The 24801-nt window shown below is 70.6% G+C and carries 19 protein-coding genes, 2 tRNA genes and 1 pseudogene; 7 read left to right on the top strand and 15 right to left on the bottom strand.

Annotated elements, in window-relative coordinates; genetic code table 11:
• Positions 1 to 19: 19 nt before the first annotated feature.
• From clpX to ACFVYF_RS15455, 5 genes are all read right to left on the bottom strand, one after another.
• Positions 20 to 1309 carry an ATP-dependent Clp protease ATP-binding subunit ClpX gene (gene clpX, locus ACFVYF_RS15475; protein WP_389455713.1) on the bottom strand — a complete coding sequence of 430 codons (1290 nt, stop codon included), beginning with the start codon at positions 1307 to 1309 and terminating at the stop codon, positions 20 to 22.
• A gap of 160 nt (positions 1310 to 1469) precedes the next feature.
• Positions 1470 to 2150: an ATP-dependent Clp protease proteolytic subunit gene (locus ACFVYF_RS15470; protein ID WP_389455712.1), complete on the bottom strand. Its 681-nt coding sequence runs from the start codon at positions 2148 to 2150 to the stop codon at positions 1470 to 1472.
• A gap of 116 nt (positions 2151 to 2266) precedes the next feature.
• Complete coding sequence (locus ACFVYF_RS15465; RefSeq protein ID WP_189838477.1) at positions 2267 to 2872, bottom strand: ATP-dependent Clp protease proteolytic subunit; 606 nt, start codon at positions 2870 to 2872, stop codon at positions 2267 to 2269.
• A 424-nt stretch (positions 2873 to 3296) separates the two neighbouring features.
• Complete coding sequence (gene tig, locus ACFVYF_RS15460; protein ID WP_389455711.1) at positions 3297 to 4691, bottom strand: trigger factor; 1395 nt, start codon at positions 4689 to 4691, stop codon at positions 3297 to 3299.
• Positions 4692 to 4982: 291 nt separating this feature from the next.
• Positions 4983 to 5059 (bottom strand) — tRNA-Pro (locus ACFVYF_RS15455).
• A gap of 163 nt (positions 5060 to 5222) precedes the next feature.
• Here ACFVYF_RS15455 and ACFVYF_RS15450 point away from each other — a divergent pair.
• Positions 5223 to 5296 (top strand) — tRNA-Gly (locus ACFVYF_RS15450).
• 171 nt (positions 5297 to 5467) lie between these two features.
• Here ACFVYF_RS15450 and ACFVYF_RS15445 read toward each other — a convergent pair.
• The gene (locus tag ACFVYF_RS15445) at positions 5468 to 5662 is read right to left on the bottom strand and encodes a hypothetical protein (RefSeq protein ID WP_016435177.1); all 195 of its coding nucleotides are present in this window, start codon (positions 5660 to 5662) and stop codon (positions 5468 to 5470) included.
• A gap of 628 nt (positions 5663 to 6290) precedes the next feature.
• Here ACFVYF_RS15445 and ACFVYF_RS15440 point away from each other — a divergent pair.
• Positions 6291 to 7550 carry an acyltransferase family protein gene (locus ACFVYF_RS15440; protein ID WP_389455710.1) on the top strand — a complete coding sequence of 420 codons (1260 nt, stop codon included), beginning with the start codon at positions 6291 to 6293 and terminating at the stop codon, positions 7548 to 7550.
• A gap of 52 nt (positions 7551 to 7602) precedes the next feature.
• Here the strand turns inward: ACFVYF_RS15440 and ACFVYF_RS15435 are convergent, their stop codons facing one another.
• From ACFVYF_RS15435 to ACFVYF_RS15415, 5 genes and pseudogenes are all read right to left on the bottom strand, one after another.
• Positions 7603 to 8058 (bottom strand): HD domain-containing protein, encoded by a 456-nt coding sequence (locus ACFVYF_RS15435; protein ID WP_389455709.1) that lies wholly within the window; start codon positions 8056 to 8058, stop codon positions 7603 to 7605.
• A pseudogene (locus tag ACFVYF_RS15430) lies at positions 8055 to 10518 on the bottom strand (FtsX-like permease family protein). The gene ACFVYF_RS15435 and the pseudogene ACFVYF_RS15430 overlap by 4 nt, the downstream one beginning before the upstream one ends.
• Positions 10518 to 10847 (bottom strand): hypothetical protein, encoded by a 330-nt coding sequence (locus ACFVYF_RS15425; RefSeq protein ID WP_389455708.1) that lies wholly within the window; start codon positions 10845 to 10847, stop codon positions 10518 to 10520. The pseudogene ACFVYF_RS15430 and the gene ACFVYF_RS15425 overlap by 1 nt, the downstream one beginning before the upstream one ends.
• On the bottom strand, positions 10847 to 11668 hold the full coding sequence (locus tag ACFVYF_RS15420) for an ABC transporter ATP-binding protein (protein WP_389455707.1): 822 nt from the start codon (positions 11666 to 11668) through the stop codon (positions 10847 to 10849). Before ACFVYF_RS15420 ends, ACFVYF_RS15425 begins: the two co-directional genes overlap by 1 nt.
• Before the next feature lie 250 nt (positions 11669 to 11918).
• Positions 11919 to 13091 carry a PP2C family protein-serine/threonine phosphatase gene (locus ACFVYF_RS15415; protein ID WP_389455706.1) on the bottom strand — a complete coding sequence of 391 codons (1173 nt, stop codon included), beginning with the start codon at positions 13089 to 13091 and terminating at the stop codon, positions 11919 to 11921.
• A gap of 161 nt (positions 13092 to 13252) precedes the next feature.
• Here ACFVYF_RS15415 and ACFVYF_RS15410 point away from each other — a divergent pair, with 161 nt between their 5' ends.
• On the top strand, positions 13253 to 14482 hold the full coding sequence (locus ACFVYF_RS15410; protein WP_389455705.1) for a GNAT family N-acetyltransferase: 1230 nt from the start codon (positions 13253 to 13255) through the stop codon (positions 14480 to 14482).
• A gap of 34 nt (positions 14483 to 14516) precedes the next feature.
• Here ACFVYF_RS15410 and ACFVYF_RS15405 read toward each other — a convergent pair whose 3' ends face one another.
• Positions 14517 to 15326, bottom strand: coding sequence for an Fpg/Nei family DNA glycosylase (locus ACFVYF_RS15405; protein WP_389455704.1), 810 nt, complete (start codon positions 15324 to 15326; stop codon positions 14517 to 14519).
• A 139-nt stretch (positions 15327 to 15465) separates the two neighbouring features.
• Positions 15466 to 15951, bottom strand: a complete 486-nt coding sequence (locus tag ACFVYF_RS15400) for a ribose-5-phosphate isomerase (RefSeq protein WP_389455703.1) — start codon at positions 15949 to 15951, stop codon at positions 15466 to 15468.
• Between the two features lie 228 nt (positions 15952 to 16179).
• On the opposite strand from ACFVYF_RS15400, the gene ACFVYF_RS15395 reads away from it, so the two are divergent.
• A complete protein-coding gene (locus ACFVYF_RS15395) occupies positions 16180 to 17658 on the top strand; it encodes an amino acid permease (protein WP_389455702.1) in 1479 nt (492 codons plus the stop codon).
• A 133-nt stretch (positions 17659 to 17791) separates the two neighbouring features.
• On the opposite strand, the gene ACFVYF_RS15390 is transcribed toward ACFVYF_RS15395, so the two are convergent.
• Complete coding sequence (locus ACFVYF_RS15390; protein WP_389455701.1) at positions 17792 to 19789, bottom strand: serine/threonine-protein kinase; 1998 nt, start codon at positions 19787 to 19789, stop codon at positions 17792 to 17794.
• A gap of 187 nt (positions 19790 to 19976) precedes the next feature.
• On the opposite strand from ACFVYF_RS15390, the gene ACFVYF_RS15385 reads away from it, so the two are divergent.
• Both ACFVYF_RS15385 and ACFVYF_RS15380 read left to right on the top strand, forming a co-directional pair.
• On the top strand, positions 19977 to 20687 hold the full coding sequence (locus ACFVYF_RS15385; protein ID WP_389455700.1) for an LPXTG cell wall anchor domain-containing protein: 711 nt from the start codon (positions 19977 to 19979) through the stop codon (positions 20685 to 20687).
• Positions 20688 to 20851: 164 nt separating this feature from the next.
• On the top strand, positions 20852 to 22213 hold the full coding sequence (locus ACFVYF_RS15380) for an FAD-binding oxidoreductase (protein ID WP_389455699.1): 1362 nt from the start codon (positions 20852 to 20854) through the stop codon (positions 22211 to 22213).
• Positions 22214 to 22239: 26 nt separating this feature from the next.
• On the opposite strand, the gene ACFVYF_RS15375 is transcribed toward ACFVYF_RS15380, so the two are convergent.
• Positions 22240 to 22815, bottom strand: coding sequence for a biotin transporter BioY (locus tag ACFVYF_RS15375; protein ID WP_389455698.1), 576 nt, complete (start codon positions 22813 to 22815; stop codon positions 22240 to 22242).
• 671 nt (positions 22816 to 23486) lie between these two features.
• Between ACFVYF_RS15375 and ACFVYF_RS15370 the strand changes: the two genes are divergently transcribed.
• The gene (locus tag ACFVYF_RS15370; RefSeq protein WP_389455697.1) at positions 23487 to 24704 is read left to right on the top strand and encodes an ROK family protein; all 1218 of its coding nucleotides are present in this window, start codon (positions 23487 to 23489) and stop codon (positions 24702 to 24704) included.
• Positions 24705 to 24801 lie beyond the last annotated feature (97 nt).

Here is a 24801-nt window from a genome sequence, read left to right as displayed (position 1 = left end):
CGTACGGCTGTCGCGGCGGCTACGCCGTCTTCTGCTCGCCCGGGCCCCGGCCGTTGCGCGCGTCGCGCGGGATCAGGGTCGGGTTCACGTTCGAGTGGACGACGTCCGCGGTGATGACGACGCGGGCCACGTCCTTGCGGGACGGAACCTCGTACATCACGGACATGAGGACTTCCTCCATGATGGCGCGCAGACCGCGCGCGCCGGTCTGGCGGAGGATGGCCTGGTCGGCGATGGCCTCCAGGGCCTCGCGCTCGAACTCCAGCTCCACACCGTCGAGTTCGAAGAGGCGCTGGTACTGCTTCATCAGGGCGTTGCGCGGCTCCACCAGGATCTGGAGGAGGGCCTCGCGGTCGAGGTTGTGGACCGAGGTGATGACGGGCAGCCGGCCGATGAACTCGGGGATCATCCCGAACTTCACCAGGTCCTCCGGCATGACGTCCTCGAACTGGTCCTTGGCCTCCAGCTCGCGCTTCGAGCGGATCGTCGCGCCGAAGCCGATGCCCTTCGCGCCGGCCCGGGACTCGATGATCTTCTCCAGGCCCGCGAAGGCACCGCCCACGATGAACAGGACGTTCGTCGTGTCGATCTGGATGAACTCCTGGTGGGGGTGCTTGCGGCCGCCCTGCGGCGGAACCGAGGCGGTGGTGCCCTCCAGGATCTTGAGCAGGGCCTGCTGCACGCCCTCGCCGCTCACATCGCGCGTGATCGACGGGTTCTCGCTCTTGCGGGCGACCTTGTCGATCTCGTCGATGTAGATGATGCCGGTCTCGGCCTTCTTGACGTCGTAGTCCGCTGCCTGGATGAGCTTCAGCAGGATGTTCTCGACGTCCTCGCCGACGTACCCGGCCTCGGTCAGCGCGGTGGCGTCGGCGATGGCGAACGGAACGTTCAGCATGCGCGCCAGAGTCTGGGCGAGGAGGGTCTTGCCCGAGCCCGTGGGGCCCAGCAGGAGGATGTTGGACTTCGCCAACTCGATGGCGTCGTCGCGGCCTTGGGCGCCGCCGTTCTCACCGGCCTGGACCCGCTTGTAGTGGTTGTACACCGCGACCGAGAGGGACTTCTTCGCCGCCTCCTGGCCCACGACGTACCCCTCGAGGAACTCGTAGATCTCGCGGGGCTTGGGAAGTTCCTCCCAGCGCACCTCGCTCGTCTCCGCCAGTTCTTCCTCGATGATCTCGTTGCAGAGATCGATGCACTCATCGCAGATGTACACACCGGGGCCTGCGATGAGCTTCTTGACCTGCTTCTGGCTCTTGCCACAGAACGAGCACTTGAGCAGATCGCCGCCGTCACCGATGCGTGCCACGGTGTGCTTCCCCTTCGCCTGGGAGACGCCTGGATCCAGCGGCTCCTGGTGCTGCCTTATGTCCGACGGTACCTTGCCGGGCCCCCCGTTCGGGCCCCCCTTGGCACGGTTCACTTTGTCGTGCACCGTGCCAAGGAGCGGCAGACGATACAGCGCCGCGTCAGGCAACCGCCGAGTTGTTCAACTTCCGGGTGGAGATGACCTGGTCGATCAGGCCGTACGCCAGCGCGTCCTCGGCCGTGAGGATCTTGTCGCGCTCGATGTCCTCGCGGATCTTCTCGATCGGTGTGGTCGAGTGCTTGGCCAGCATGTCTTCCAGCTGCCCGCGCATCCGGAGGATCTCGTTGGCGGCGATTTCGAGGTCCGAGACCTGGCCGCGGCCGGTCTCGCTGTACGGCTGGTGGATCAGCACGCGCGCGTTCGGAAGCGCCATGCGCTTGCCGTGCGTACCGGCGGCCAGCAGGATGGCGGCGGCCGAAGCGGCCTGGCCCATGCAGACCGTCTGGATGTCCGGCTTCACGAACTGCATCGTGTCGTAAATCGCCGTGAGCGCCGTGAAGGAGCCACCGGGGCTGTTGATGTAGACCGAGATGTCACGGTCGGGGTCCATCGACTCCAGGCACAGCAGCTGCGCCATGACGTCGTTGGCGGAGGCGTCGTCGATCTGCACGCCGAGGAAGATCACGCGCTCCTCGAAGAGCTTCGCGTACGGGTCGTACTCACGCACGCCCTGCGAGGTGCGCTCGACGAAGCGCGGAATGATGTAGCGGGACTCCGCACGAGGACCGGTGTACTCGGCCTGCGTGCGGGCGTGGAGGCCGCTGCCGGGGAAGTCGTTCACTGTGTCTCCTGGAAGCCTGAAAGGGGCTGAGGCGGTCGCTGGGGGGCTTGTGGGGCCTGCGTGCCGCGTACGTCGGCTCTGCGCCGCGTACGTCGGCACACACCGGCGGGAGCCGGTTACGCCGCCCCTGTGCCGCCGCCGCCCGGCATGCCGGCCGCGGTGGGCATGATGTCGTCGATCAGGCCGTACTCCTTGGCCTCGATCGGGTCGAACCAGCGGTCGCGGTCGGAGTCGCGAGTGATCTGCTCCACGGTCTGGCCCGTGTGGAAGGAGGTCAGCTCCGCCATCCGCTTCTTCGTGTGCAGCAGCCGCTCGGCGTGGATCTTGATGTCCGACGCGGAGCCCGCGAGACCCGCGGAGGGCTGGTGGATCAGGATCTCGGCGTTCGGCAGCGCGAAGCGCTTGCCGGGCGTGCCCGCGCTGAGCAGGAACTGGCCCATCGAGGCCGCCATGCCCATGGCGATCGTCACCACGTCGTTCTTGATGTACTGCATGGTGTCGTAGATCGCCATGCCGGCCGTGATGGATCCGCCGGGGCTGTTGATGTAGAGGTAGATGTCCTTCTCCGGGTCGGAGGCAAGGAGCAGCAGCTGCGCTGTGATCTTGTTGGCGATGTCATCGTCGACCGCCTGGCCGAGGAAGATGATCCGCTCGCCGAGCAGTCGGTTGTAGACCTGGTCGCCGAGGCCACCACCGATGGGGTCGCCGGCAGCTGTGGGCATCAGATTCGTCACGTATCCACCTGCTCGTCTTACGACGGCGCCGGGCCGTCTCACGTCTTCTGCTCAGGCCTGGGGCCCTACCCGCACCGCCCCGGGGCGGCTTCGGGGACTCCCCTGCCCTCGTATTCATGGACCCTAACGCGCGGGTCCCTCCGGGGAATCCCGCAGAGGGAACTGTTCGCTGTGAGCGCATGCGCTGCGTGTGCGCTGCGCTGGCTTGAGCAGGGGTTCAGCGGGCCCCGCAAGGGGCGCGGGGAACTGCGCGACCAGCCCCCACCCGGCCGCAGGCGCGTCTGCCACGCGCGGGCCATCGGCGGGTGCGGCCTGCACTGGGCCGAGCCCGCAGTTCCCCGCGCCCCCAGGGCACGACGGGCCCCCGGGACACAGATGTCCCGGGGGCCCGTCAGACGTACAAGCGAGGCGGTCAGGCCTCGGGCTTGTCCTCGGTGTCGGCGGACTCGGTGTCGGCGGACTCCGTGGAGGCCTCGACCGTCTCGGCGGTCTCGTCCTCGTCGTCCAGGTCGACGACCTCGCCGTTGGTGTCCTTGACCGTGGCGGCCTCGACGACGACCGCGAGGGCCTTGCCGCGGGCGACCTCGCCGACCAGCATCGGGACCTGGCCGCCCTCGACGACGGCCTGGGCGAACTGGTCGGGGGACATGCCGGAGGAGGCCGCGCGCCGCATGAGGTGCTCGGTGAGCTCCTCCTGGTTGACGTTCAGCTTCTCCTTGTTGACGAGCTCGTCAAGAACGAACTGCGTCTTGATGCCCTTGACCGCGGCTTCCTTGGTCTCGGCGTCGAACTCCTCCTCGGTCTTGCCCTGGATCTCCAGGTACTTCGCGAGGTCGATGCCCATCTGGCCGAGCTGGTGGTGCTCGAGGTTGTGCTTACGGGTGTTGATCTCGTCCTCGAGCAGCTTCTCGGGGACGGGCACCTCGACCAGCTCCAGCAGCTTCTCCAGGACGCGCTCCTGGGCCTGCGTGGCCTGGTCGTACTGCTTCATGTTCTCGAGGCGCTTGCGGCTGTCGGCCTTGAGCTCGTCGAGGGTGTCGAACTCGGACGCGAGCTGCGCGAAGTCGTCGTCCAGCTCGGGCAGTTCACGCGCGGCGACCTGGGTGACCTTGACGGTGACCTCGGCCTCCTTGCCGGCCGCCGAGCCGCCCTTGAGCTCGGAGGCGAAGGTGGCCTCGCCACCGGCCTCCAGGCCCTTCACGGCCTCGTCGATGCCGTCGAGCAGCTCGCCGGAACCGATGGTGTAGGAGACGCCGGACGCGACGCCGTCCTCCAGGACCTCGCCGTCGACCTTGGCCTCCAGGTCGAGGGTGACCACGTCGCCGTCCTCGGCGGCGCGCTCGACCGGGGAGGTCGAGGCGAAGCGCTCGCGCAGTTCGGTGACGGCCTTCTCGATGTCCTCGTCGCTGACCGCGACGGCGTCGACCTCGACCTCGATGCCGGAGTAGTCCGGGATCTCGATGGCCGGACGGACGTCGACCTCGGCGGTGAAGTTCAGCGTCTCGCCGTCCTTCAGCTCGGTGATGTCGACCTCGGGCTGGCCGAGGACGTTCAGCTCAGCCTCGTTGACCGCTTCGGTGTAGAACTTCGGGAGCGCGTCATTGACGGCCTCTTCGAGCACGGCACCGCGACCGAACCGCTGGTCGATGACGCGCGCCGGGATCTTGCCCTTCCGGAACCCCTTCACCGTGACCTGCTGGTTGATCTTCTTGTACGCCGCGTCGAGGCTGTCCTTGAGCTCCTCGAAGGGCACCTCGACAGTGAGCCGAACCCGGGTCGGGTTCAGGGTCTCCACGGCGCTCTTCACGGTTCGGTCTCCTTGATGGCTGACTTCTTGGGGGTTCTGCTGCGTGCACTCTGCCGGTCCGGCAGAGCCTCCGCGGATTCGCGGCCCTTGAGAGATGTAACGGTGCAGACACACGGGCGCGCAGTTTGCATAGTAACCGCAGGCGGTACACGCCCCAAAAGGTGATCTAGGGATCCCGGGAATCCACCGCCCGATCCGGGCGGGATCGGGCCGGCCCCGATGTGCCCGCAGTCCAGGTGACGGTCCCGGAGGGGGGCACCGGCGGTCCCGGTGGAGTACTGGCGGTTCTGGTGGTCGGGGTGGCGGGATTTGAACCCACGGCCTTCCGCTCCCAAAGCGGACGCGCTACCAAGCTGCGCCACACCCCGTCGGTGCGACACGTAGGGTACATGCCCGCAGGCGGTGCGGCTGCCGCATTTCACGGGCGTTCCCGCAGCGGCTCCCCCAAGCGCGCAACCGGTGTGCGACGAGGGGGTGCGACCCGCTACGATGCCTCCTGTGCCGCGGTCACTGACCTGCGGCGCGAGCTGTGCGGGCGTAGCTCAATGGTAGAGCACTAGTCTTCCAAACTAGCTACGCGGGTTCGATTCCCGTCGCCCGCTCCATATGACGTAGGGCCAGGTCAGAGAATCAATCCTCTGCCTGGCCCTTGTTCGTTCTCCGGCGGACTTTGCCGGCCCGTCGCGTCGCAGTAGTAGGGGTGAGCGGAGACGGGCGCGCAGAGCCTTGTCCCCGGCTCGTGGTGGGGGCCGGGGTCCGGGGTGCGCCCCTGTTGGTCAGAAGCTGATCGAGTTGATGGTCTCCGCTATCGAGTTGAGGAACCGGTTGATGGACGGAGCCATCCCGGTCGAGGCGAGGAAGAAGCCGAAGAGCACCGCCACGATGGCTGGGCCCGCCTTGATCGATCCCCCTCGGATCAACACCACCAGGATGATCGCCAACAGCAGCACCACTGACAGCGAAATGGCCACAACTGATCACACCCTACGGTCGGTTCCGCTCTCCCGGCCCGGGGGCGCCATCCCCGCGCACACCCCCGCCAGAACCATCGTGCCACCAACAGGGCCGCCGTATGCGGCTGGTGGGGCATCGTTCGGCCAAGGAAACAGGAAGTCGCCGCGGAGTACGCCTCAGCGCCTTGCCCCCGCGGACCGAACCGCCGGGCCCCGCACAGCAATTCGAGGGTCCCCCCGCACAGGGAATTCAAAGTGATCGTTTCCATGCCCACACATCGTGTTCGCAGGTAATTCGAATTGTTGCCACAGGCACAGCGAAGGCATCCTGGGACGGGTCACTAAAGCCTAATGAACCAGACATTTCACCAGAGTCGCCCGCGACCGGTATGCACCATTTAGTCGGGATGAATGCGGACACAACAGCCGGATACTGTATGCCGATCGAGGGTCGGACCCTGGATGGATTGGGATGTTGACTTCGCCAAATCGGGGGTATGCGCAGGCGATAACCAGAATCACACTCAGAGGTTTTACGAAATACCATGGACAACGCTAGGGTGCCTCAGATGTTCCACGCTGCCTCGTCCCCCGCAAGCGCAGCGAGGTCCCGGATCGTCCCGCCCGGTTCTTGGTGGGAGGCTCTGTGACGAACTCGTTGCGTCCGCACGGCCCCGACAGAGCGCCGCTCCCCCCGGCACAGCCGCCGGTGGACGGAGTGCCGAGTCCGCGCTCGCCCCAACCCACCCGGCAGGCCTCCCCGGCCGCCTCCCCCGACACCAAGCCGGCCAAACAGCGCGACGCCTTCTTCGACAACGCCAAGTACCTGGCGATCGTCCTCGTCGCGATGGGGCACGCCTGGGAACCGCTGACCGACCGCAGCCGCGCCGCCGAGGCGCTCTACATGGTCGTCTACACGTTCCACATGCCGGCCTTCATCCTCATCTCCGGCTATTTCTCGCGCAGTTTCGACATGCGCCCCGACCGGCTGAAGCGGCTGGTCACCGGGGTCGCCGTGCCGTACGTCATCTTCGAAGTGGCGTACTCCCTCTTCAAGCGGTGGGCCGACCACGATCCGGGCCACCCGATCAGCCTGCTCGACCCCTGGTACCTCACCTGGTTCCTGGTCGCGCTGTTCATCTGGCGGCTGACCACCCCGCTGTGGAAGATCGTGCGCTGGCCGGTGCCGCTGGCGCTCGCCGTCGGCGCGCTGGCCTCCGTCTCGCCCGACATCGGCGACGACCTCGACCTCCAGCGGGTGCTGCAGTTCCTGCCGTTCTTCGTCGTGGGTCTGTGCATGAAGCCCGAGCACTTCCAGCTGCTGCGGCGCCGCGAGGTGCGCATCCTGTCGCTGCCCGTCTTCGCGGGCGCGCTGCTGGTGGCGTACTGGGCCGCGCCGCGGATGTCCTCGGTCTGGTTCTACCACCGGGACAGCGCACAGGAGATGGGCTTCCAGTGGTGGGCCGGCGTCGTGATGACGCTCGCGCTCTTCGGCTGCTCGCTCGTCCTCACCGCCTGCTTCTTCGCCTGGGTGCCGCGCCGGAAGATGTGGTTCACGGTCCTCGGCGCGGGCACGCTGTACGGCTACCTGCTGCACGGCTTCCTCGCCAAGGGCTCCCGGTTCTGGGGCTGGTTCGACCACGGGTGGGTGCACCAGCCGCTCGGTGAGCTCTTCGTGACGCTGTTCGCGGCCACGGTCATCACCGTGCTGTGCACCCCGCCCGTCCAGCGGATCTTCCGTTTCGCCATGGAGCCGAAGATGGAGTGGGCCTTCAAGCGGGACGCCAAGGAGATCGCGCGAGAGCGCGCCACCGCGGACATGAAGGCCGACCCCCGGGCCATCGAGAACCGGACCATCGAGAACCGGACCGCCGAGACCCGGGTCAGGACCAGGACCTCGGTCTAGAGGGCGGGCCTCGGTCCAGAGGGCGGGGGCTCACCTCGCCGGACGGCGCTCGTCACCCGGGCGGCAGGCCGAGAAGCGCGCGCATCGAGGCGTACTTCTTGGCCAGCCGGGCCCGGGTGTGCTCGTCGAGGACCGCGAGCCGGGCCGGGTCGGCGTTGTGCGCCAGGTCCGCGGCCTTCACCAGGAGAGCCCCCGAGGTCGAGCGGATGCGTTCCGCGTACGCCTCCGGGGGCTCGTCCTCCTGTTTGGTCAGGGCGAGGACGATGTCCTTGGTGCGCCGGGTGAGCGCGGCCTCGTGCAGCCACTTCTCGGACAGCGCCTCGTCCTCCACGGCGTCATGCAGCCAGGCCGCCGCTATCTGCTCGTCGTCGCCACCGCGCTCGCGCACTCCCTCGGCCACGGCCTGGAGGTGCTCGGCGTAGGGCCGCCCCGCCTTGTCGGTCTGCGCGGCGTGCGCCTTGCGGGCGAGGGCTTCGACTTCGGCCAGGGTCAGGAGATTCTGCGTCACCCCTCCAGTGTCTCCCCGCGCAGCGCCATGCGGGCCGGGACGGTGGCCGCCGTCACACCGAGCACGACGATCGCCGCGGCGAAAGAGGCGTACAACAGCGGGGGTATGTACGGCGCCTGGCCCGTGAGTCCCTTCATCATCGGCACCAGCGTGGCGAGCGCGATGGCCGTGCCGAGGGCGATGCCCGCGAGGACGACCAGGAGGGCCTCCCAGCGGATCATCCGCAGCACCTGGCGCCGGGTCGAGCCGATCAGCCGCAGCGTGCCGAGTTCGCGGCGGCGGTCGAGGACCGTCATCACCAGGGTGTTGGCGGCGGCGACGGCCGCGAAACCGCCGAGGACGGCCGCCATGACGGTGTTCGCCCAGGCGTTGAGCTCGCGGTCGAGGGACTGGGCGGTGGTGTAGTCCCCGGGATCCAGGACCCGGCCGAGGCCGGACAGGGCGGAGGCCGTGCCGCCCTTCGTCCAGATCTCCGTGTCGAGGGAACTGGTGACGTGCGTCGCCAAGTCGGCCCGGCTCAGCGTGACTTGGGACAGGCCCAGACCGCGGCCGTACGTCGCCACGACCGTCGGCGACGCCTTGGTGCCGTCGGGCAGGCGCAGGTGAAGGCGGTCGCCGATCTTCACGTGGGTGCTGTCGGCCAGCGCGCCGTCGAGCGCGACCTGACCCGGCTTCAGCGTGAGGGTGCCGTGCCGGACGTCGAGGTCCTGGACCCGCGCCAGGGCGGCCGCCGAGCCGGTCACGCCCTGGGCCGAGGCCGACTCCAGCGAACCGCTCGCCGGGACGAGGACGGCCGTCTTCAACAGGCCCACGGCGGCGGTGACTCCGGGGGTGCGGGCGGCCCGGTCCACGGCGCCCGGGGCCAGACCCGAGTCGGAGGTGACGATGTGGTCGGCCACGACGCCGGCCCGCTGCTGCTCCTGGATGGCCCGCTCCTCGCTGGTGTGCATGAAGACGAGGACGGAGGAGAAGGCCATCGCGAGCACGATCGGGGTGATCGCGGAGGCCAGCCGGCGGGCGTTGGTACGGGAGTTGGCGGCCGCCAGCGAGGCGGCGGCACCCGCGCCGCGCAGCGGCAGCCCCAGCAGGGCGGCGCAGACCCGTGCGACCAGCGGGCCGAGCAGAGCCATCGCGAGCATGAAGAGCACGACGATCCCGAGCGCCGCGTTGGCCGCGTCCTCCCCGGTGAGCGAGGCGGCGAGGCCCGCGCAGACGAATCCGCCGGCCGCGGCCGCGAGACCCAGCGGCGTACGGATCCAGCCCGGGCGCAGTCGCTCCACGGATGCCTCGCCGAGCGCCTGGCCCGGTCTGATCCGGGAGGTGCGGTGGGCCGCCATGAAGCCGGCGAACAGCGCGGTGACGAGGACCGCGCCGACGGCCGTGACCAGCGGGATGTACGAGACCGACAGATCGACGGCCCGGGGGATCGCGCCCTTGTCCTGGAGCTGCCCGAACCACCAGCGGGCCAGCGCGAGGCCGGGCAGGCAGCCGACGAGGCCGGCGAGGGGGGCGACGAGCAGGGTCTCGGTGGCGATCGTGCGGCGGATCTGGCGCGGGGTGGTGCCGAGGGCGCGCAGCAGGGCGAACTCGCGGGCGCGCTGGCCGACGGAGAGTGCCACGGTGCCGGCCGCGGTGAAGACGGCCACCATGGTGGCGACGCCTCCGAAGGAGGCGCCGAGCCCGATGAGCAGCTCCTCGGCGCCGGCCAGGGAGGCGTCCTCGACGGCGCCGCGGTCGTCGCCCGTGTGCACCTCGGCCGCGTCCCCGAGCGCATGGGCCACCTGGGACTTGAGGACGGCGGCGCTCACTCCGGCCCTGGGCAGCACGGCGACGGCGTCGATGCGGCCCGGGTGACCCGAGGCGCGTACCGCCTCGGGGTCGGCGAACCAGGCGGTCGGGTAACCGGCCGTGCCGGTCACGCCGGAGACCCGGAAGTCACGGGAGCCGTCGGCGGTGGTGAGGGTGACACGGTCACCCACAGCCGCGGCCTTCCCGCCGGACCCGCCCGCGGAGAGGACGACCTCGCCGACGCCCGGGGCCCGGCCGGAGGTGAGCTTCTCGCCGGTGAAAGCGGTGGAACCCCAGCCGTGTCCGGTGCGGGCGCCACCCGCGCTGCGCACCGGGAACGTCACGTCCGCCACCGCCGTGCGCGCGCCCGGTACCGAAGCCGCCTTCGCCACCAGGGAGTCGGCGATCCGGGCCCGGTCCGGGACCGCCACGGCCTCGTCCACCCGGTTGTCGCCGTGTCCGGTGACGCGGTGCGCGCGCTGGTCGGCGGCGGCCACCACGGGGGCGCCCGCGTAGCGCTCGGGAGGGACCCAGGCGCGTACCCCCCGTCTCCAGGAGGATGCCGCAGGCGGACACGATCATCGCGGCCATCGCGAGCGCGATGAACGTCCCCACGAAGGCGGCGGGCTTGAAGCGGACGGCGGCACGGGCCAGCCCGTTCGGCACGAACATCAGACTGCCGCCCCCGGCTGATGGACGGACAGTTCGTGTCCGCGGTCGAGGGTCGACGGTGCGCGCACGCAGTCGCGGACGGCTGGTGCGCGCCCGCGGCCGGGGACGGACAGCTCGTGTCCGCAGCCGACGAGGGGCAGTTCGTGCCCGCAGCCGGGGGCGGGCAGTTCGCGCCCGCAGTCGGGGGCGGGCAGTTCGCGCCCGCGGCCGGGGACGGACAGCTCGTGTCCGCAGCCGACGAGGGGCAGTTCGCGCCCCCAGTCGGGGGCGGGCAGTTCGCGCCCGCGGTCGAGGACGGACAGCTCGCGCCCGCAGTCGAGGGCCGGCATCAGGCTGCCGCTCCCGTGCAGGCCGGTGTGGCGGTGAGGGCCGTCATCCGGGCCGCGATCCGGTCGGCCGGGGCCCGCTCCAGGCGGTCGGCGATCGCGCCGTCGGCGAGGAAGAGGACGCGGTCCGCCCAGGCGGCGGCCGCGGGGTCGTGGGTGACCATGACGACGGTGGAGCCGAGGCCGTCGACGGCCTGGCGCAGCAGGCCGAGGATCTCGGCGGCCGTGGTCGTGTCGAGGGCGCCGGTGGGCTCGTCGGCGAAGACGACGTCGGGGCGGGTGACCAGCGCACGGGCGATCGCGACGCGCTGCTGCTGGCCGCCCGAGAGCTGTCCCGGCCGGCGACGGCCCTTGTCCTGGAGGCCGACCTGGGCGAGCACCTCGACGGCGCGGCGGCGGTCGGGGCGGTGTCCGGCCAGGCGCATCGGGAGCACCACGTTCTGTTCGACGGTCAGCGACGGCAGGAGGTTGAAGGCCTGGAAGACGAAGCCGAGGCGGGAGCGGCGCAGGGCCGTCAGCTTGTTCTCGCTCATGCCGGTGATCTCCGTGCCGCCCAGTCGTACGGTCCCGGCGCTGGGCCGGTCCAGGCCCGCCGCGCACTGCAGGAAGGTGGACTTGCCGGAGCCCGAGGGGCCCATGACGGCGGTGAAACTGCCGCGGGCGAGGGCGAGATCGATACCCCGCAGGGCGTGCACGGCGGAGCCACCGCGGCCGTACTGCCGCCGTACGCCGTGCAGTTCGACGGCCCAGTCACCGCCCGGGCCCCCGCCGTCACCGTCCGGGCCCGCGCCCGCGTCTTCGTGGCGCTTCTTCCGCAGGCCCATGGTGGGGTCCCGTCCTTCCGTGACGTCCGATCGCGCTGACCTCTCGAACGTACGGAAACGGGACCTGCCCGGACCATGAGGGCGGCCGCAGACTTGGGGTGGGGAGAACCCCACCCCGGGGGCCCGTGCGGGCACCCGATGCCCCGGCCGCGGCGCAGGTCAACGGCCGACGCCCAGCGGACGACGGGCGACCGGCGGACGGCAGACGGCAGACGGCAGACGGCAGACGGCAGACGGCAACCGGCAACGCTCAGCGCGCGGCGGTCGGGCCTTCCCGGCAGATCAGCAGCAGCGCCCGGTCGTCGTTGACGTCCTTCGCGACCGCCTCGATCAGGTGCCAGGCGGCGCCGTGGAACCCGCCCGCGACATAGCGGTCGGCCTCGCCGGTGAGCCGGTCGATGCCCTCGACGATGTCCCGGTCGGCGGTCTCCACCAGACCGTCCGTGAAGAGCATCAGCACGTCACCAGGGCGCAGCGAGCCCTTCACGGGGTCGAACTGGGCCCCGTCGTACACCCCGAGGAGCGGCCCTTCGGCGGCCTTCTCCTCCCAGCGGCCGCTGCCCGCGCTGAGCTGAAGGCCCGGCGGGTGTCCGGCGGAGAAGAGTTCGTAGTCCCCGGAGTCGAGGTCGAGGACGAGGTGGATGGAGGTGGCGAACCCCTCGTCCCAGTCCTGGCGCAGGAGGTAGCCGTTGGCCGCGGGCAGGAAGGCATGCGGCGGGAGCGAGCCGAGCAGGCCGCCGAACGCCCCCGACAGCAGCAGCGCACGCGATCCCGCGTCCATGCCCTTGCCGGACACGTCGGTGAGGACGACCTCCATGGTCCGGCCGCCGTTCGTACGGGCCGCCACCACGAAGTCGCCGGAGAACGACTGTCCGCCCGCCGGGCGCAGCGCCATCTCGCGGTGCCAGCCCACCGGCAGGCTCGGCAGCTTGCTCTGGACGCGGATGCGTTCGCGCAGGTCGAAGAGCATCGTGCCGCCGCGCCGCCAGGGCACGCCGACCCGGCTGCGGAACTGCGCGATGAGCAGACCGAAGAACCCGCAGGCCGCGACCACCAGCACCACGCCGGGCGTCACCCGGGACGGGCCCTGGGTGTACGGGCCGAGCTCGACCGACTCCACTATCAGCGCGGTGGCCGCGGCGGCGTAGAGGCCGAGCAGGCTCGCCGGGCGCAGCACCAGTCCCCCGGCGACGATCGGCAGAACCAGGGCGGCCGGCGAGCACCACACGGAGTTGACCAGCGTCGTGGCGGCGATCAGCGGAATCGTCAGCAGCAGCCCGACCAGCGCGACCCAGTCCGAGCCGTCCCCGCGGAAGTAGTCGACGGCGGATCTGCGCAGGGCGGTGCGGACCCGGTGCCACTGCTTGTTCCACCGGGCCGTGAACGTCTCGGCTTCCGCGCGCCGCTCTCGTCCTGCTGCCATTGTTCGGGACCCTATCCATCGGACCTGCTCCTTGGCACGGGAGGTCCCACTTGTCCCCCGTCCGAGCGCGCAACTTCACAGAGAAATTCACAGACGAACGCTCCCGGTAACCGGGGCGAAATTCCCTCGCTCGCGCCGCATCTCCCTGGTAGGCATGGCCCATGACGACTGACTTGCGGGTGCTGCGGCAGACCGAGTGGAACGTCTGGTACGACAACCTGATCCGGGCGTTCGGGGGCGTGCCCGAGTCGTCGGAGGAGCGCGAGATGTTCGACGCGCTCACAGACTACGACCGCTCCCTGGGTTTCTGGGACGGCGACCAGTGCGTGGGCACCGCGGGCGCCTTCGTCTTCCGGCTCACGGTGCCCGGCGGGGCCTCGGTGCCGACCGCGGGCGTCACGATGGTGAGCGTCGCCGCCACCCACCGGCGGCGCGGGGTGCTGACCGCGATGATGCGCCGGCAACTGGACGACATCCGCTCCTGGGGTGAACCGCTGGCCGCCCTGACCGCCTCGGAACCGGAGATCTACGGACGGTTCGGCTACGGCATCGGGACCCTTCAGCTCAACGCCGAGATCGACACCGCGCGCGTGAAGCTGTCCGTACCGCCCGGCACCGATGACGTATGTCTGCGGTACGCCGCGCCGGCCGATGTGCTGGACGCGTGCGAGGCCGTCTACGCGCGGGTGGTGCCGACCCGGCCGGGCATGCTGGCGCGGCAGCCGGGCTGGGAGCGGATCGGGACGCTCGACCCGGAGACCGAGCGGCACGGTGCCTCGCCGCTGCAGTGCGTGGTCGCGGAGCGGGACGGCGAGGTGGTGGGCTACGCGCGCTACCGGGTCACGCCCGGGTGGAGCCCGTCCGGGCACGACGGCACGATCTCCCTGGAGGACCTGGAGGGGGTCGACGTGCCGGTGCACGGCGCGCTGTGGCGGTTCCTGTTCGGCCTCGACCTGACGACCAAGGTGCGCACCCGGGGCCGTCCCCTGGACGAGGGGTGGCAGCACATGGTGTCCGACATCCGGCGCTGCAATCTGCGGGTCAAGGATTCGCTGCACCTGCGCCTCGTCGACGTCGGCGCCGCGCTGGAGGCGCGGACGTATCAGGCCCCGGTGGACGTGGTGTTCGAGGTCGAGGACGCCTTCTGCCCCTGGAACGAGGGGCGTTGGCGGCTGACCGGCGACGCGAAGGGCGCTGTGTGCGTCCGCACGGAGGAGGCGGCCGATCTCGCCCTGTCCGTACGGGAGTTGGGCTCGGCGTATCTCGGCGGTACGTCCCTGACGTCGCTCGCCGGGGCCGGGCTGGTGCGGGAGCTGCGGCAAGGGGCACTGGTGGAGGCGTCGGTGGGGTTCGGCTCGGCGGTCGCGCCCTGGCTGCCGCACGGGTTCTGACGCGCGGGCGACCGCATCCGACCGGCGTGGGCCGCTACCGGTACTGGCAGCCCGGGCACCAGAAGAGGTTGCGGGCGGCGAGACCGGCGGTGCGGATCTCGCCGCCACAGATGTGACAGGGCAGGCCGGCCCTGCGGTACACGTAGACCTCGCCGCCGTGGTCGTCGACGCGCGGCGGGCGGCCCATGGCCTCCGGGGTGTGTTCCGGGCGGACCGTGTCGATGCGGTTGAGCCGGACGCCCTCCCGCATCAGGTCCACGAGGTCGGCCCAGATCGCGTCCCACTCGGCGGGGGTGATGTCCTTGCCCGCCCGGTAGGGGTCGATGCCGTGCCGGAAGAGGACCTCGGCGCGGTAGACGTTGCCGACGCCCGCGATGACCTTCTGGTCCATCAGCAGGGCGGCGATCGTCGTACGGCTGCGGGAGATTCGGTGGTACGCCGTTGACCGGTCGGCGTCGGGGCGCAGCGGGTCGGGGCCCAGGCGGTCGTGTATCGCCCGCTTCTCGCCGTCCGTGATCAGGGCACAGGTCGTCGGGCCGCGCAGATCGACGTACGCCGTGGCGTTCGCGAGGCGCAGGCGGACGGTGTCGGTGGGCGGGGGCGCGGGGGCTTTGCCGAAGGTGACCTTGCCGAAGAGGCCGAGGTGGATGTGGATCCAGTCCGCCGCGCGGAAGCCCAGGAAGAGGTGCTTGCCGTGGGCGTCGGCGGTGGTCAGTTCCGTGCCGTCGAGGAGGGCGGCGGCGTCGGCGAACTTGCCCTGGGGGCTGGTGACGCGGGTCTGACCGCCGCCGAAGCCCGCCTCGTAGTCCGCGGCCAGGCGGTGAATGGTGTGCCCTTCGGGCACGGTGTCCTCCTGCGAGTGCTGTCCTGCGGCCGAGCGGGTCTCGCCCCCTCCGCCCCTGCCCGTCCCGTACCCGGGGCTCCGCCCCGGACCCCGCTCCTCGAACGCCGGAGGGGCAGAGATCTGCCGGTGCGGCAGCGGGCTACGCCTGCGGGTGGTGGGCCGGGACCGGCGGCAGTTCGCGGGTCGTCTCGTAGGCGGACAGCATGTCGATGCGCCGGATGTGGCGCTCGTCGCCGGAGAACGGGGTGTTCAGGAAGGTCTCGACGAACTTCGTCGCCTCGTCCTGGGAGTGCATACGGGCGCCGACGGCCACCACGTTGGCGTCGTTGTGCTGACGCCCCAGCGACGCGGTCTCCTCGCTCCAGGCGAGAGCGGCCCGCACGCCGGCGACCTTGTTCGCGGCGATCTGCTCTCCGTTGCCGGAGCCGCCGATCACGATGCCGAGCGTGCCCGGGTCCGCCGCCGTACGCTCCGCTGCGCGGAGGCAGAAGGGCGGGTAGTCGTCCTGGGCGTCGTAGATGAGCGGCCCGCAGTCGACGGGCTCGTGGCCCGCGGACTTGAGCCACTCGACGAGGTGGTTCTTCAGTTCGAAACCGGCATGGTCGGAGCCGAGGTACACGCGCATGCTCCGAGTGTGTCACGGCTGTTTCGGATCGGCCTCGCCGGGTGCCACCGCGGAAAACTGTGAGCAACGCTACAGAACCTCAAGCAAACCTCAAGTAACGATCCGGATTCAAAGGTTCACGAATTCATTCGCCTCCGATTCACTGGACCGGCTCGTACACCGCTCGTACGAGTCCCCGTACACCGCTCGTACGGGAATCCGCTCACCCGGCGCAAAGGAATTCCGTTCATGACTTCGCAGTCGACCCTGCCGAAGGCCGGAAACGGCCCCGGTGGCCCCGGCGAACCCGGAGGCGGCCTGCAGGCCGGACTCAAGAACCGCCACCTGTCGATGATCGCCATCGGCGGTGTCATCGGAGCCGGTCTCTTCGTCGGTTCCAGCTCCGGTATCGCCACCGCGGGCCCGGGCATCCTGCTGTCGTACGCCCTCGTCGGCACGCTCGTCGTGCTGGTGATGCGGATGCTCGGAGAGATGTCCGCGGCCAACCCCACCTCGGGCTCCTTCTCGGCGCACGCGGACCGTGCGCTCGGGCGCTGGGCCGGCTTCTCCATCGGCTGGCTGTACTGGTTCTTCTGGGTGGTGGTGCTGGCCGTGGAGGCCACCGCCGGCGCCAAGATCCTCGAAGGCTGGATACCGGCCGTACCGCAGTGGGGCTGGGCGCTGATCGTGATGATCGTGCTCACCGCCACCAACCTGGTCTCGGTCGGCTCGTACGGTGAGTTCGAGTTCTGGTTCGCCGGGATCAAGGTCGTGGCGATCGGCGCGTTCATCATCGTCGGCGGGCTCGCCGTCTTCGGTGTGCTGCCGGGCGTCGACGCCGAGAAGGCGGGCGTCGGGAATCTGAGCGACCACGGCGGGTTCCTGCCGCACGGGCCCGGCGCGATCCTCACCGGTGTGCTCCTGGTCGTCTTCTCCTTCATGGGCAGCGAGATCGCCACCCTCGCGGCCGGCGAGTCCGAGGACCCGCAGCGCGCGGTCACCAAGTCCACGAACAGCATCATCTGGCGGATCGGCGTCTTCTACCTCGGCTCGATCTTCGTGGTCGTGGCGCTGCTGCCGTGGAACGACCCGTCCATCAAGGACAAGGGCTCGTACGTCGCCGCCCTGGACTCCCTCGGTATCGCGCACGCCGGTCAGATCATGAACTTCATCGTGCTGACCTCGGTGCTGTCCTGCCTCAACTCCGGCCTGTACACGGCCTCCCGCATGGCCTTCTCGCTCGGTGAGCGCGGGGACGCGCCCCGGATGTTCGCGAAGACCACCGCACGTGGCGTGCCGAGGACCGCGATCATCGTCTCGGTCGTGTTCGGCTTCGTCGCCGTCTTCTTCAACTACAAGTTCCCGGACACCATCTTCCTCTTCCTGGTCAACTCCTCCGGTGCGGTCGCCCTGTTCGTCTGGCTCGCCATCTGCTTCTCGCAGCTGCGGATGCGGAAGATCATCCAGCGCGAGGCGCCCGAGAAGCTGGTCGTCCGGATGTGGCTGTACCCGTATCTGACGTGGGCGACGGCCGCGCTGATCGTCTTCGTGCTCGGCTACATGCTGACGGACACGGAGCACGACGGACGGGAGACCGTCCTGCTGTCCCTGCTCGTCGCCGCCGTGGTGCTGGTCATCGCGGTGATCCGGCAGAAGCTGGGTGCGGGTACGCCGGTGCGTGGCGTGCCCGAACCGCGGGACGAGGCGCCGGTGAAGACCCGCGCCTGAGGCTCCGCCTCTCGTCGTGAAGGGCCCCGCGGTGTTCGCCGCGGGGCCCCTTCTTTGTGTCCGGCTTCCTACGTGTCCGGCTTCCTACGTGTCCGGCTTCCTCGGGTTCCTGAGGTTCGGCCGCACCGCTCGCTCAGAGGACGGTGAAGCTCTTCTTGACCTGCTCGTAGGTCCTGAGGGCCGCGTTCTCGGTCTCCGGCTGGTACCAGGTGTTGATCTGGTACGACTTCCCGTCGGTGTCGAAGCCGAGCAACTGGGCATGCCAGGGCACCCCTTGGAGGGTGAAGGTGTACTCCCAGACGACCGCGGACCAGCCCCGGAACATCGTCTTCTCCAGCCGGATCTTCCGGTAGTCCTGCCCCCGGTGGGCGTTCTGCTCCGAGGTCCGCCAGGTCTCCATGAGGTCACCGCGGGCGATGGCGGACTTGGCCACGAGTTCCTGCCGGCCGTCCGGCGAGGTGTAGTGCACCTCGGCCCCCGTCTTCACATCGCGCCGCCAGCCCTTGGGCGTCGCCCACGCGAACCCGCCGGCCTCCCGGTGCGCGCCCGGCGGCAGGCTGGGCGGGCGCGAGGTCCCTTCGACGGTGGGCGAGGTCGAGGGGGACGACGGGCTGCCGGTCGCGCTGCCGCCGCCGGACGAGGTGGCAGGTGCGGACGACGCTACAGCCGGTGCCGATGACGCGGCGGACCCGCCGTTCGGGTCGTCGGAGGCCCCGCCGTTCGTCGCGATGAGAAGCCCGGCAACGGCTCCCGCGATGACGACACCGCCTGCGGCTACGAATCCTCTACGGCGACGGCGGTGCCGCGAGGTGAACGGGGCGGCGGGGCCGGGCGGTTGAGCCGGGTGCCCGGTGAGCGGCGCGGGCACCGACGGCAGTCGGCTCACGGTGGCCGCCGCCGCGTGGGGCACCTCTTCGGCGGGTGCCTCTTCGGCGGGTGCCTCTTCGGTGGGTGCCTCTTCGGTGGGTGCCTCTTCTTCGGACGGCTCCTTGGTGGACGGTTCCGTGGTGGACGGTTCCTTCGTGGACGGCTGGTGTCGTGGTCGCGTGCCGATCTCCGAGCGCACTTCCGAGGGGGCCTGGGAGGGCACTTCGGCGGAGGCGTGGATCGGTGCGACGGACGTGGTGCGTGGCACCGGTATCGCGTCCTGCACGGGTACGCGCCGCGCGAAGATCTGCGTGGGGGAATCCAACGGAGCCGACGGGGACGCCGGGGACGCCGGGGACGACGCGACCGGGGAAACCGGTGCGTCGGGCAACAGCGGCGGCTGAGCGTCGGGCTGCTCCGGAGTGCCGGGCTGTCGTGAGGTGGGCTGCCTCGAAGTGGGCTGTCGCGGCAGGTCCGCGATCGGCGTGAGCGCCGTCTCCAGTTCCTCCAGGCCGGGGCGGCCGGCCGGCTCCTTTTCCAGCAGGGCGGCCAGAATGGCCCGCAACTCCCCTGCACAGGGCGGGAGTTCGGGCTCCTCGTAGAGGACGGCGTGCAGGGTCGCCAGGGTGGTCGAGCGGGAGAACGGCGAGTGGCCGCCGAGGGCCGCGCAGAGCGTCGCGCCCAGGGACCACACATCCGACGGCGGGCCCTGCGGACGGCCGGACACCCGCTCGGGTGCCATGTAGTCGGGGGACCCGACGAGCATCCCGACCATGGTGAGCGCCTCCGCGTCCTGCATCGCGGCGATGCCGAAGTCGGTGAGCACGACCCGCCGGCCGCGTCGCTCGACCAGGACGTTGCCCGGCTTGATGTCCCGGTGCAGCACACCCCCCGCGTGCACCTCGCGCAACGCCGCCACCAGTCCGAGCCCGAGCCGCGCCGCCGCACGGGGGCCGAGCGGGCCGTCCTCCGTCACGATCTGTTCGAGGGAGCGGCCCGCGACCAGTTCCATGACGATCCACAGCCGCTCCCCCTCGTCCACGACGTCGTAGATACGGACGACATTGGGGTGGTCGATCCGGGCCGTGGCCCGGGCCTCGCGCAGGGTGCGCTCCCGGCGGGTGCGGGTGTCTTCCTGGTCGAGTCCGTCGATCCGCATTTCCTTGACCGCGACCCGCCGGTCGAGCATTTCGTCGGCGGCCCGCCACACCCGCCCCATTCCCCCCTGGCCAATGCTCTCGACCAGCCGATATCGACCCGTCACCAATAATCCCGGAACACCGCCGTACGCATTCCCCGGCAATCCCCTGCACCCCCTCAACACCCGCCACAAACGTCTGTAACACCAGAACCACAATGGTCACACTTCAGGTCGTACCAGCATAGTGCGGAGAAATCTTGTGGTACCTCTTCAAGTACTGCGAATTCAGGCGCAGCCAAGGGGGACGAACATGAGTTCTCGTCGCATGACGACCATCGCAGGATCGCTGCTCACGGCATCTTTCTCGGCCGTGCTGATCCTTTCCTGCACCGCCGTCGCGGATGACACGGGACCAGGGAGCAGCAAGGGGGGAAAGGCCGTCGACGAGGCACCGGCAGGCGTGCAGCTGACCACGCAACTGCCCGAGAAGATCTCGGTCGACAACAGCTCGCAGAAAACGGCGATTACCGCCACGGTAAAGAACGAAGGGACGAAGGAAAGCGGCAAGATCCGGCTATTGGTGGTCGGTTTCGACGGCTTGCAGGTCAAGAACGTCAAGGGCTGTTCCGCCATTGCCTCCGCGGATCTTCCGGAGGGATCGAACAGTGGTTTCAGTTGCGCGGTCGGCACTCTCGCGGCCGGCAAGTCGAAGTCGTACGACGTGGACGCGACCTTCGATGTGAACAAGACCGGAAAGATCTGTCTGCCGGTCCAGGACGGCGACGGGAAGAAGACGTTCTGGCAGCAGGGCCCGGTCCCGTTCGGTACGACGAACCCGTCGCCGAACGCACCGGCCACCCCGCTGTTGCTCGGCACCGACAACAAGCCGGTGGCACCCGGCGGTGACGAGCTCCCGAAGACCGGCGTCGGAAGCGACGTCCTGCCGCTCGGCGCGGCCGGCGCGGCGTTCCTCTCGGCGGGCGCGGCGGGCCTGTGGTGGGTCCGCCGGCGTCCTCAGTAGCACCCGGCGCCTACCCAGTGACACCCGGCGCGGACGGCCGGGACACCTGGGTGACACCCGGCGCGGACGGCCGGGGTGCCGAGTACGGCACCCCGGCCGTCCGGCTTCCTTCCCCGCGGAAAACCTGACGGCAACTGTCAGGTAATGGAGCCACGATGCGGTCCATGAACACAGTGGACGGAACCGATCACACCGGCAGTTCGCGCTTCACGGGCGGGCTCGTCCTGCGGCCCGGTGACGCGGGGTACGAGGACGAACTCGCGGGATTCCAGACGGGGTTCGCGCAGCGCCCCGCCGTGATCTTCGCCGCGGCCTCGGCCGACGACGTGGTCACGGCGGTGCGGTACGCGGCGGCGGAAGGGCTCCCGGTCGGCGTCCAGGCCACCGGGCACGGTCTGCCGGGCGACGCGGAGGGCGGCGTACTGATCACGACGCGGCGCATGGACGGGGTGAGGGTCGACGCGAAGGCCCGTACCGTCCGCGTCCAGGCCGGCGTCCGCTGGGGCCAGGTCGTCGCGGCGGCGGAGCCGTACGGGCTGGCGCCGCTGAACGGTTCGGCACCGGGCGTCGGCGCCGTCTCGTACACGCTGAGCGGTGGACTCGGCATCCTGGCCCGGGAGTTCGGCTACGCGGCCGACCATGTGCGGGCGCTGGACGTGGTCACGGCCGACGGGCGACTGCGCCATGTGACACCCGCGTCGGAGCCCGATCTGTACTGGGCCCTGCTCGGCGGCGGCCACAACTTCGGCGTGGTCACGGAGCTGGAGACCGGCCTCGTACCCGTGGCCCGGCTGTACGGCGGCTCGCTCTCCTTCGACGCGGCCGAGGTCGGCCCGGCGGCTGTCCTGCGGGCGTACGAACGCTGGACGCGGACCGTGCCGTCCACGCTGACCTCGTCGTTCGCGGCGGTGCCCTATCCGGACATCCCGGCGATGCCGCCGCACCTGCGCGGGCGGTACGTCGCCTCCGTACGGGTCGCCCACACCGGCGCCGACGGGGAGCGGCTCGTCGCCCCGCTGCGGGAGACCGGTCCGGTGCTCGCCGACTCGCTGCGCGAGATGCCGTACGCCGAGAGCCACACCATCCACAGCGATCCGGACTTCCCGCACACGTACTACGGCGACAGCGCGGTGCTGCGGGAGCTGGACGTCGAGGCGGTGGCCGGGCTGCTCGCCCTGACCGGTCCCGGGGCGCCCACGATGTGCGTCGTCCAGATCAACCACCTGGGCGGGGCGCTGGCCGGGGACGCGCCGAACTCGGTGCCGCACCGCGAAGGACGTTTCCTCGTACGGCTGTTGACGATGGCCGACCGGGCGACGGCACGGGCCGGGCTCGACCCCGCGTTCGCGCTGGTGGCGCCGTGGACGATCGGGCGCGCCCTCAACTTCGCGTTCGGCGCGGGCGATCGCACGGAGGGGCTGTACGGCCCCGGGACGCGGAAGAGGCTCGCCGGGCTGAAGTCGCGTTACGACCCGGCGAACCTCTTCCGCAGGAACTACAACCTCGCGGACGGCGGCGGTTCATGAACCACTGAACCGCCGGCGCCCCGCGCTCAGCGCCTGACGAGCTTCCAGGCGGTGGGCAGCGCGCCCATCGCCAGGGCGGCCTTCAGGGCGTCGCCGATCAGGAACGGGGTGAGGCCCGCCGCGATCGCCGCGCTGAACGACATGTCGGCGGAGAAGGCCAGGTACGGGACGCCGATCGCGTAGATGATCGCCTCGCCGAGCAGCATCGCGCCCGCCATCCGCAGGACCGAGCGGTCGGCACCGCGGCGGGCGAGGGCGCCCACGACGGTGGCGGCGAGGAACATGCCGAGGATGTAGCCGAAGGTCACGGTGGCACCGGAGGCGCCGCCGGCGAACCACGGGACGCCGGCCAGGCCGAGCAGCGCGTACAGGGCGAGGGAGAACAGGCCGCGGCTCGCACCGAGGGTCGTGCCGACGAGGAGGGCCGCGAAGGTCTGGCCGGTCACCGGCACCGGGGAGCCCGGGACCGGGACGGAGAGCTGGGCGGCGAGGCCCGTGAGCGCGGCTCCGCCCAGGACCAGCGCGATGTCCCTGACGCGGGAGGCGGGGAGGAGGTCGGCGAGGACCTCTCGGGGGTGGGCGGGGGCGGTTGCGGTGCTCATGGGGACTCCGGCGGGGCGCATGGTCGGGACATCGTGACGCTATCCCAGGCCACTTGGGGGATCACCGGCAGCGGTCCACAAAGTGGGTTACGTGGGGTTGGTGGCCTTCTGACAAACGAGGGCGGGTACACCCTTGCGGGCGTGATGCTGGTCACTGAGGTGAGGTCGGTTTACCCCCGGCGCTCGAGTACGCCTCGACTGTGGGGTCCCACCAACTGTTCTCGCCCCCGCCGCCCCTACCCGTCCCGACCCGGGGGCCAGCCCCCGGACCCCCGCTCCTCAAACGCCGGAGGGGCTGAAACTGTCTCCGGACGGCGCTGAAGAGTTCCAGCCCGTCCGGCGCTTAAGAGTTCCAGCCCGTCCGGCGATGGAGAGTTCCAGCCCGTCCGGCGATTGAGGACGAGCGCGCAGCGCGATACGGGGGTCTGGGGGCGGAGCCCCCAGGTACGGGACAGGCAGGGGCCAAACCACCCCTGGCCGGATCCGCCCGGCAGGGCCTACGCTTCGCGTCATGGTTGCCCAGGCTGAGGACTTCGCGTCGCGTCGCTATGTCGACCTGCGGCGCCAGGGCACGGCCACCTGTTGTCTTCCGGTGTGAGGCGGGACGGAGCGGATCCGGCTCGCCGCGCAGACGAAGGCGCAGTGTCGGACCGATTCCGAGGAAGTCACCCATGCCCCGCTCCCTGGCACCATCCCCTCCGCCCACTCGTCGGGCGCCCGCGCCGGTGCGGCGGGCCGTCGACAGCGACCGGCGCAGGACCAGCGCCAGTGTGATCCTGCGGTCCGTGCTGGAGCACGGCCCCGTGGCCCGCAGCACGGTCGCGCGGCTGACCGGCCTCTCCCCGGCGACGGTGACGGAGTACTGCGCCCGCTTCGCCATGCTCGGTCTGATCCGGGAGGCTCCGGCGCCCCCGCGGTCGAAAGGGGTCGGGCGTCCGCACGTACCGGTCGACCTGGACGACTCCCGGTTCGTCGTCGGCGGGGTGCATGTGGCGGTGCCTTACACCACGGTGGCGCTGCTGGATCTGCGCGGCCGGGTGGTCGCCGAGCGGCGGCTGGCCCACTCCGGCACCGAGCCGGGGCACGTCCTGGCGAACGCCGTCGACGGACTGAAGGCCCTGCTGGCGGACGCCCCCGGCGTCACCCCGCTGAGCGTGGGCGTGGCGGCCGGCGGCTGGGTGGACCGGGACTCCGGGACGATCGTCGAGCACGCCCTGCTGGGCTGGCGCGACGTGGCCGTGCGGGAGGTGATCGGGACGCGCACCGGACTTCCGGTGCATGTGGACGGGCACGCGCGGGCGTTGGTGAACGGGGAGCGGCTGTTCGGACGGGCACGGGGCAGCCGCAGTGTGCTGCACCTGTTCGTCGGCAACGTGGTGGACGCCGCCTTCGCCACCAATGACGAGGTCCACCACGGGCCCCGCTCCCAGGCCGGTGCGATCGCCCATCTGCCGCTCGCGGGCGGTACGGAGCGGTGCGACTGCGGCCGGAGGGGTTGCCTGCAGGCGGAGTTGAGCGAACGGACGCTGTGCCGGCGGGCCCGCGAGGCGGGGGTCATCGACACGGTGAACCCGATGCACCTGCTGGCCGCGGCCACCGCCGGCGACCCGGACGCCGTACGGCTGCTGGTCGAGCGGGCCCGGCTGGTCGGCCGGGCGGCGGCGCTGCTGCTCGATGTGCTGAACCCGGACACGGTCGTCGTCACCGAGGTCGGTGTCATCCACCGCGAGGACTGCCTCGGCGCGCTGCGCGAGGAGGTGGGGGCGGACCGGGCCGCGGCGGTCGTACCGACCAGTTTCCCGGACTCGGTGCTGGCCGTGGCGGGCGGTTCGGTGGCTCTCGACGAGTTCTACCGGGATCCCCTGGGCGCATCGTCCTGGCCCGCCTGACCTCATCGGCGGACGGGAACCGAGCGCGCCACCGGGGGCGAATTAATTCAAAAACTCCGAATGTTGACAGGGGTCGGGCCCGGCCAGGAGCATTCCG

It is taken from the genome of Streptomyces sp. NPDC058274, from assembly GCF_042881375.1.
GTDB lineage: Bacteria > Actinomycetota > Actinomycetes > Streptomycetales > Streptomycetaceae > Streptomyces.
Note: the sequence above shows the minus strand (reverse complement) of the source record. Positions and strands in the feature narration are given on the sequence as shown.

What these genes read in the sequence shown, in the direction of transcription:
- ACFVYF_RS15370 (WP_389455697.1), top strand. Translation starts at nt 23,487, where the DNA reads ATGCCCCGCTCCCTGGCACCATCCCCTCCGCCCACTCGTCGGGCGCCC.
- ACFVYF_RS15415 (WP_389455706.1), bottom strand. Translation starts at nt 13,091, where the DNA reads ATGGCAGCAGGACGAGAGCGGCGCGCGGAAGCCGAGACGTTCACGGCC.
- ACFVYF_RS15420 (WP_389455707.1), bottom strand. Translation starts at nt 11,668, where the DNA reads ATGGGCCTGCGGAAGAAGCGCCACGAAGACGCGGGCGCGGGCCCGGAC.
- ACFVYF_RS15395 (WP_389455702.1), top strand. Translation starts at nt 16,180, where the DNA reads ATGACTTCGCAGTCGACCCTGCCGAAGGCCGGAAACGGCCCCGGTGGC.
- ACFVYF_RS15385 (WP_389455700.1), top strand. Translation starts at nt 19,977, where the DNA reads ATGAGTTCTCGTCGCATGACGACCATCGCAGGATCGCTGCTCACGGCA.
- ACFVYF_RS15400 (WP_389455703.1), bottom strand. Translation starts at nt 15,951, where the DNA reads ATGCGCGTGTACCTCGGCTCCGACCATGCCGGTTTCGAACTGAAGAAC.
- ACFVYF_RS15465 (WP_189838477.1), bottom strand. Translation starts at nt 2,872, where the DNA reads ATGCCCACAGCTGCCGGCGACCCCATCGGTGGTGGCCTCGGCGACCAG.
- ACFVYF_RS15380 (WP_389455699.1), top strand. Translation starts at nt 20,852, where the DNA reads ATGAACACAGTGGACGGAACCGATCACACCGGCAGTTCGCGCTTCACG.
- ACFVYF_RS15375 (WP_389455698.1), bottom strand. Translation starts at nt 22,815, where the DNA reads ATGAGCACCGCAACCGCCCCCGCCCACCCCCGAGAGGTCCTCGCCGAC.
- ACFVYF_RS15425 (WP_389455708.1), bottom strand. Translation starts at nt 10,847, where the DNA reads ATGCCGGCCCTCGACTGCGGGCGCGAGCTGTCCGTCCTCGACCGCGGG.
- ACFVYF_RS15410 (WP_389455705.1), top strand. Translation starts at nt 13,253, where the DNA reads ATGACGACTGACTTGCGGGTGCTGCGGCAGACCGAGTGGAACGTCTGG.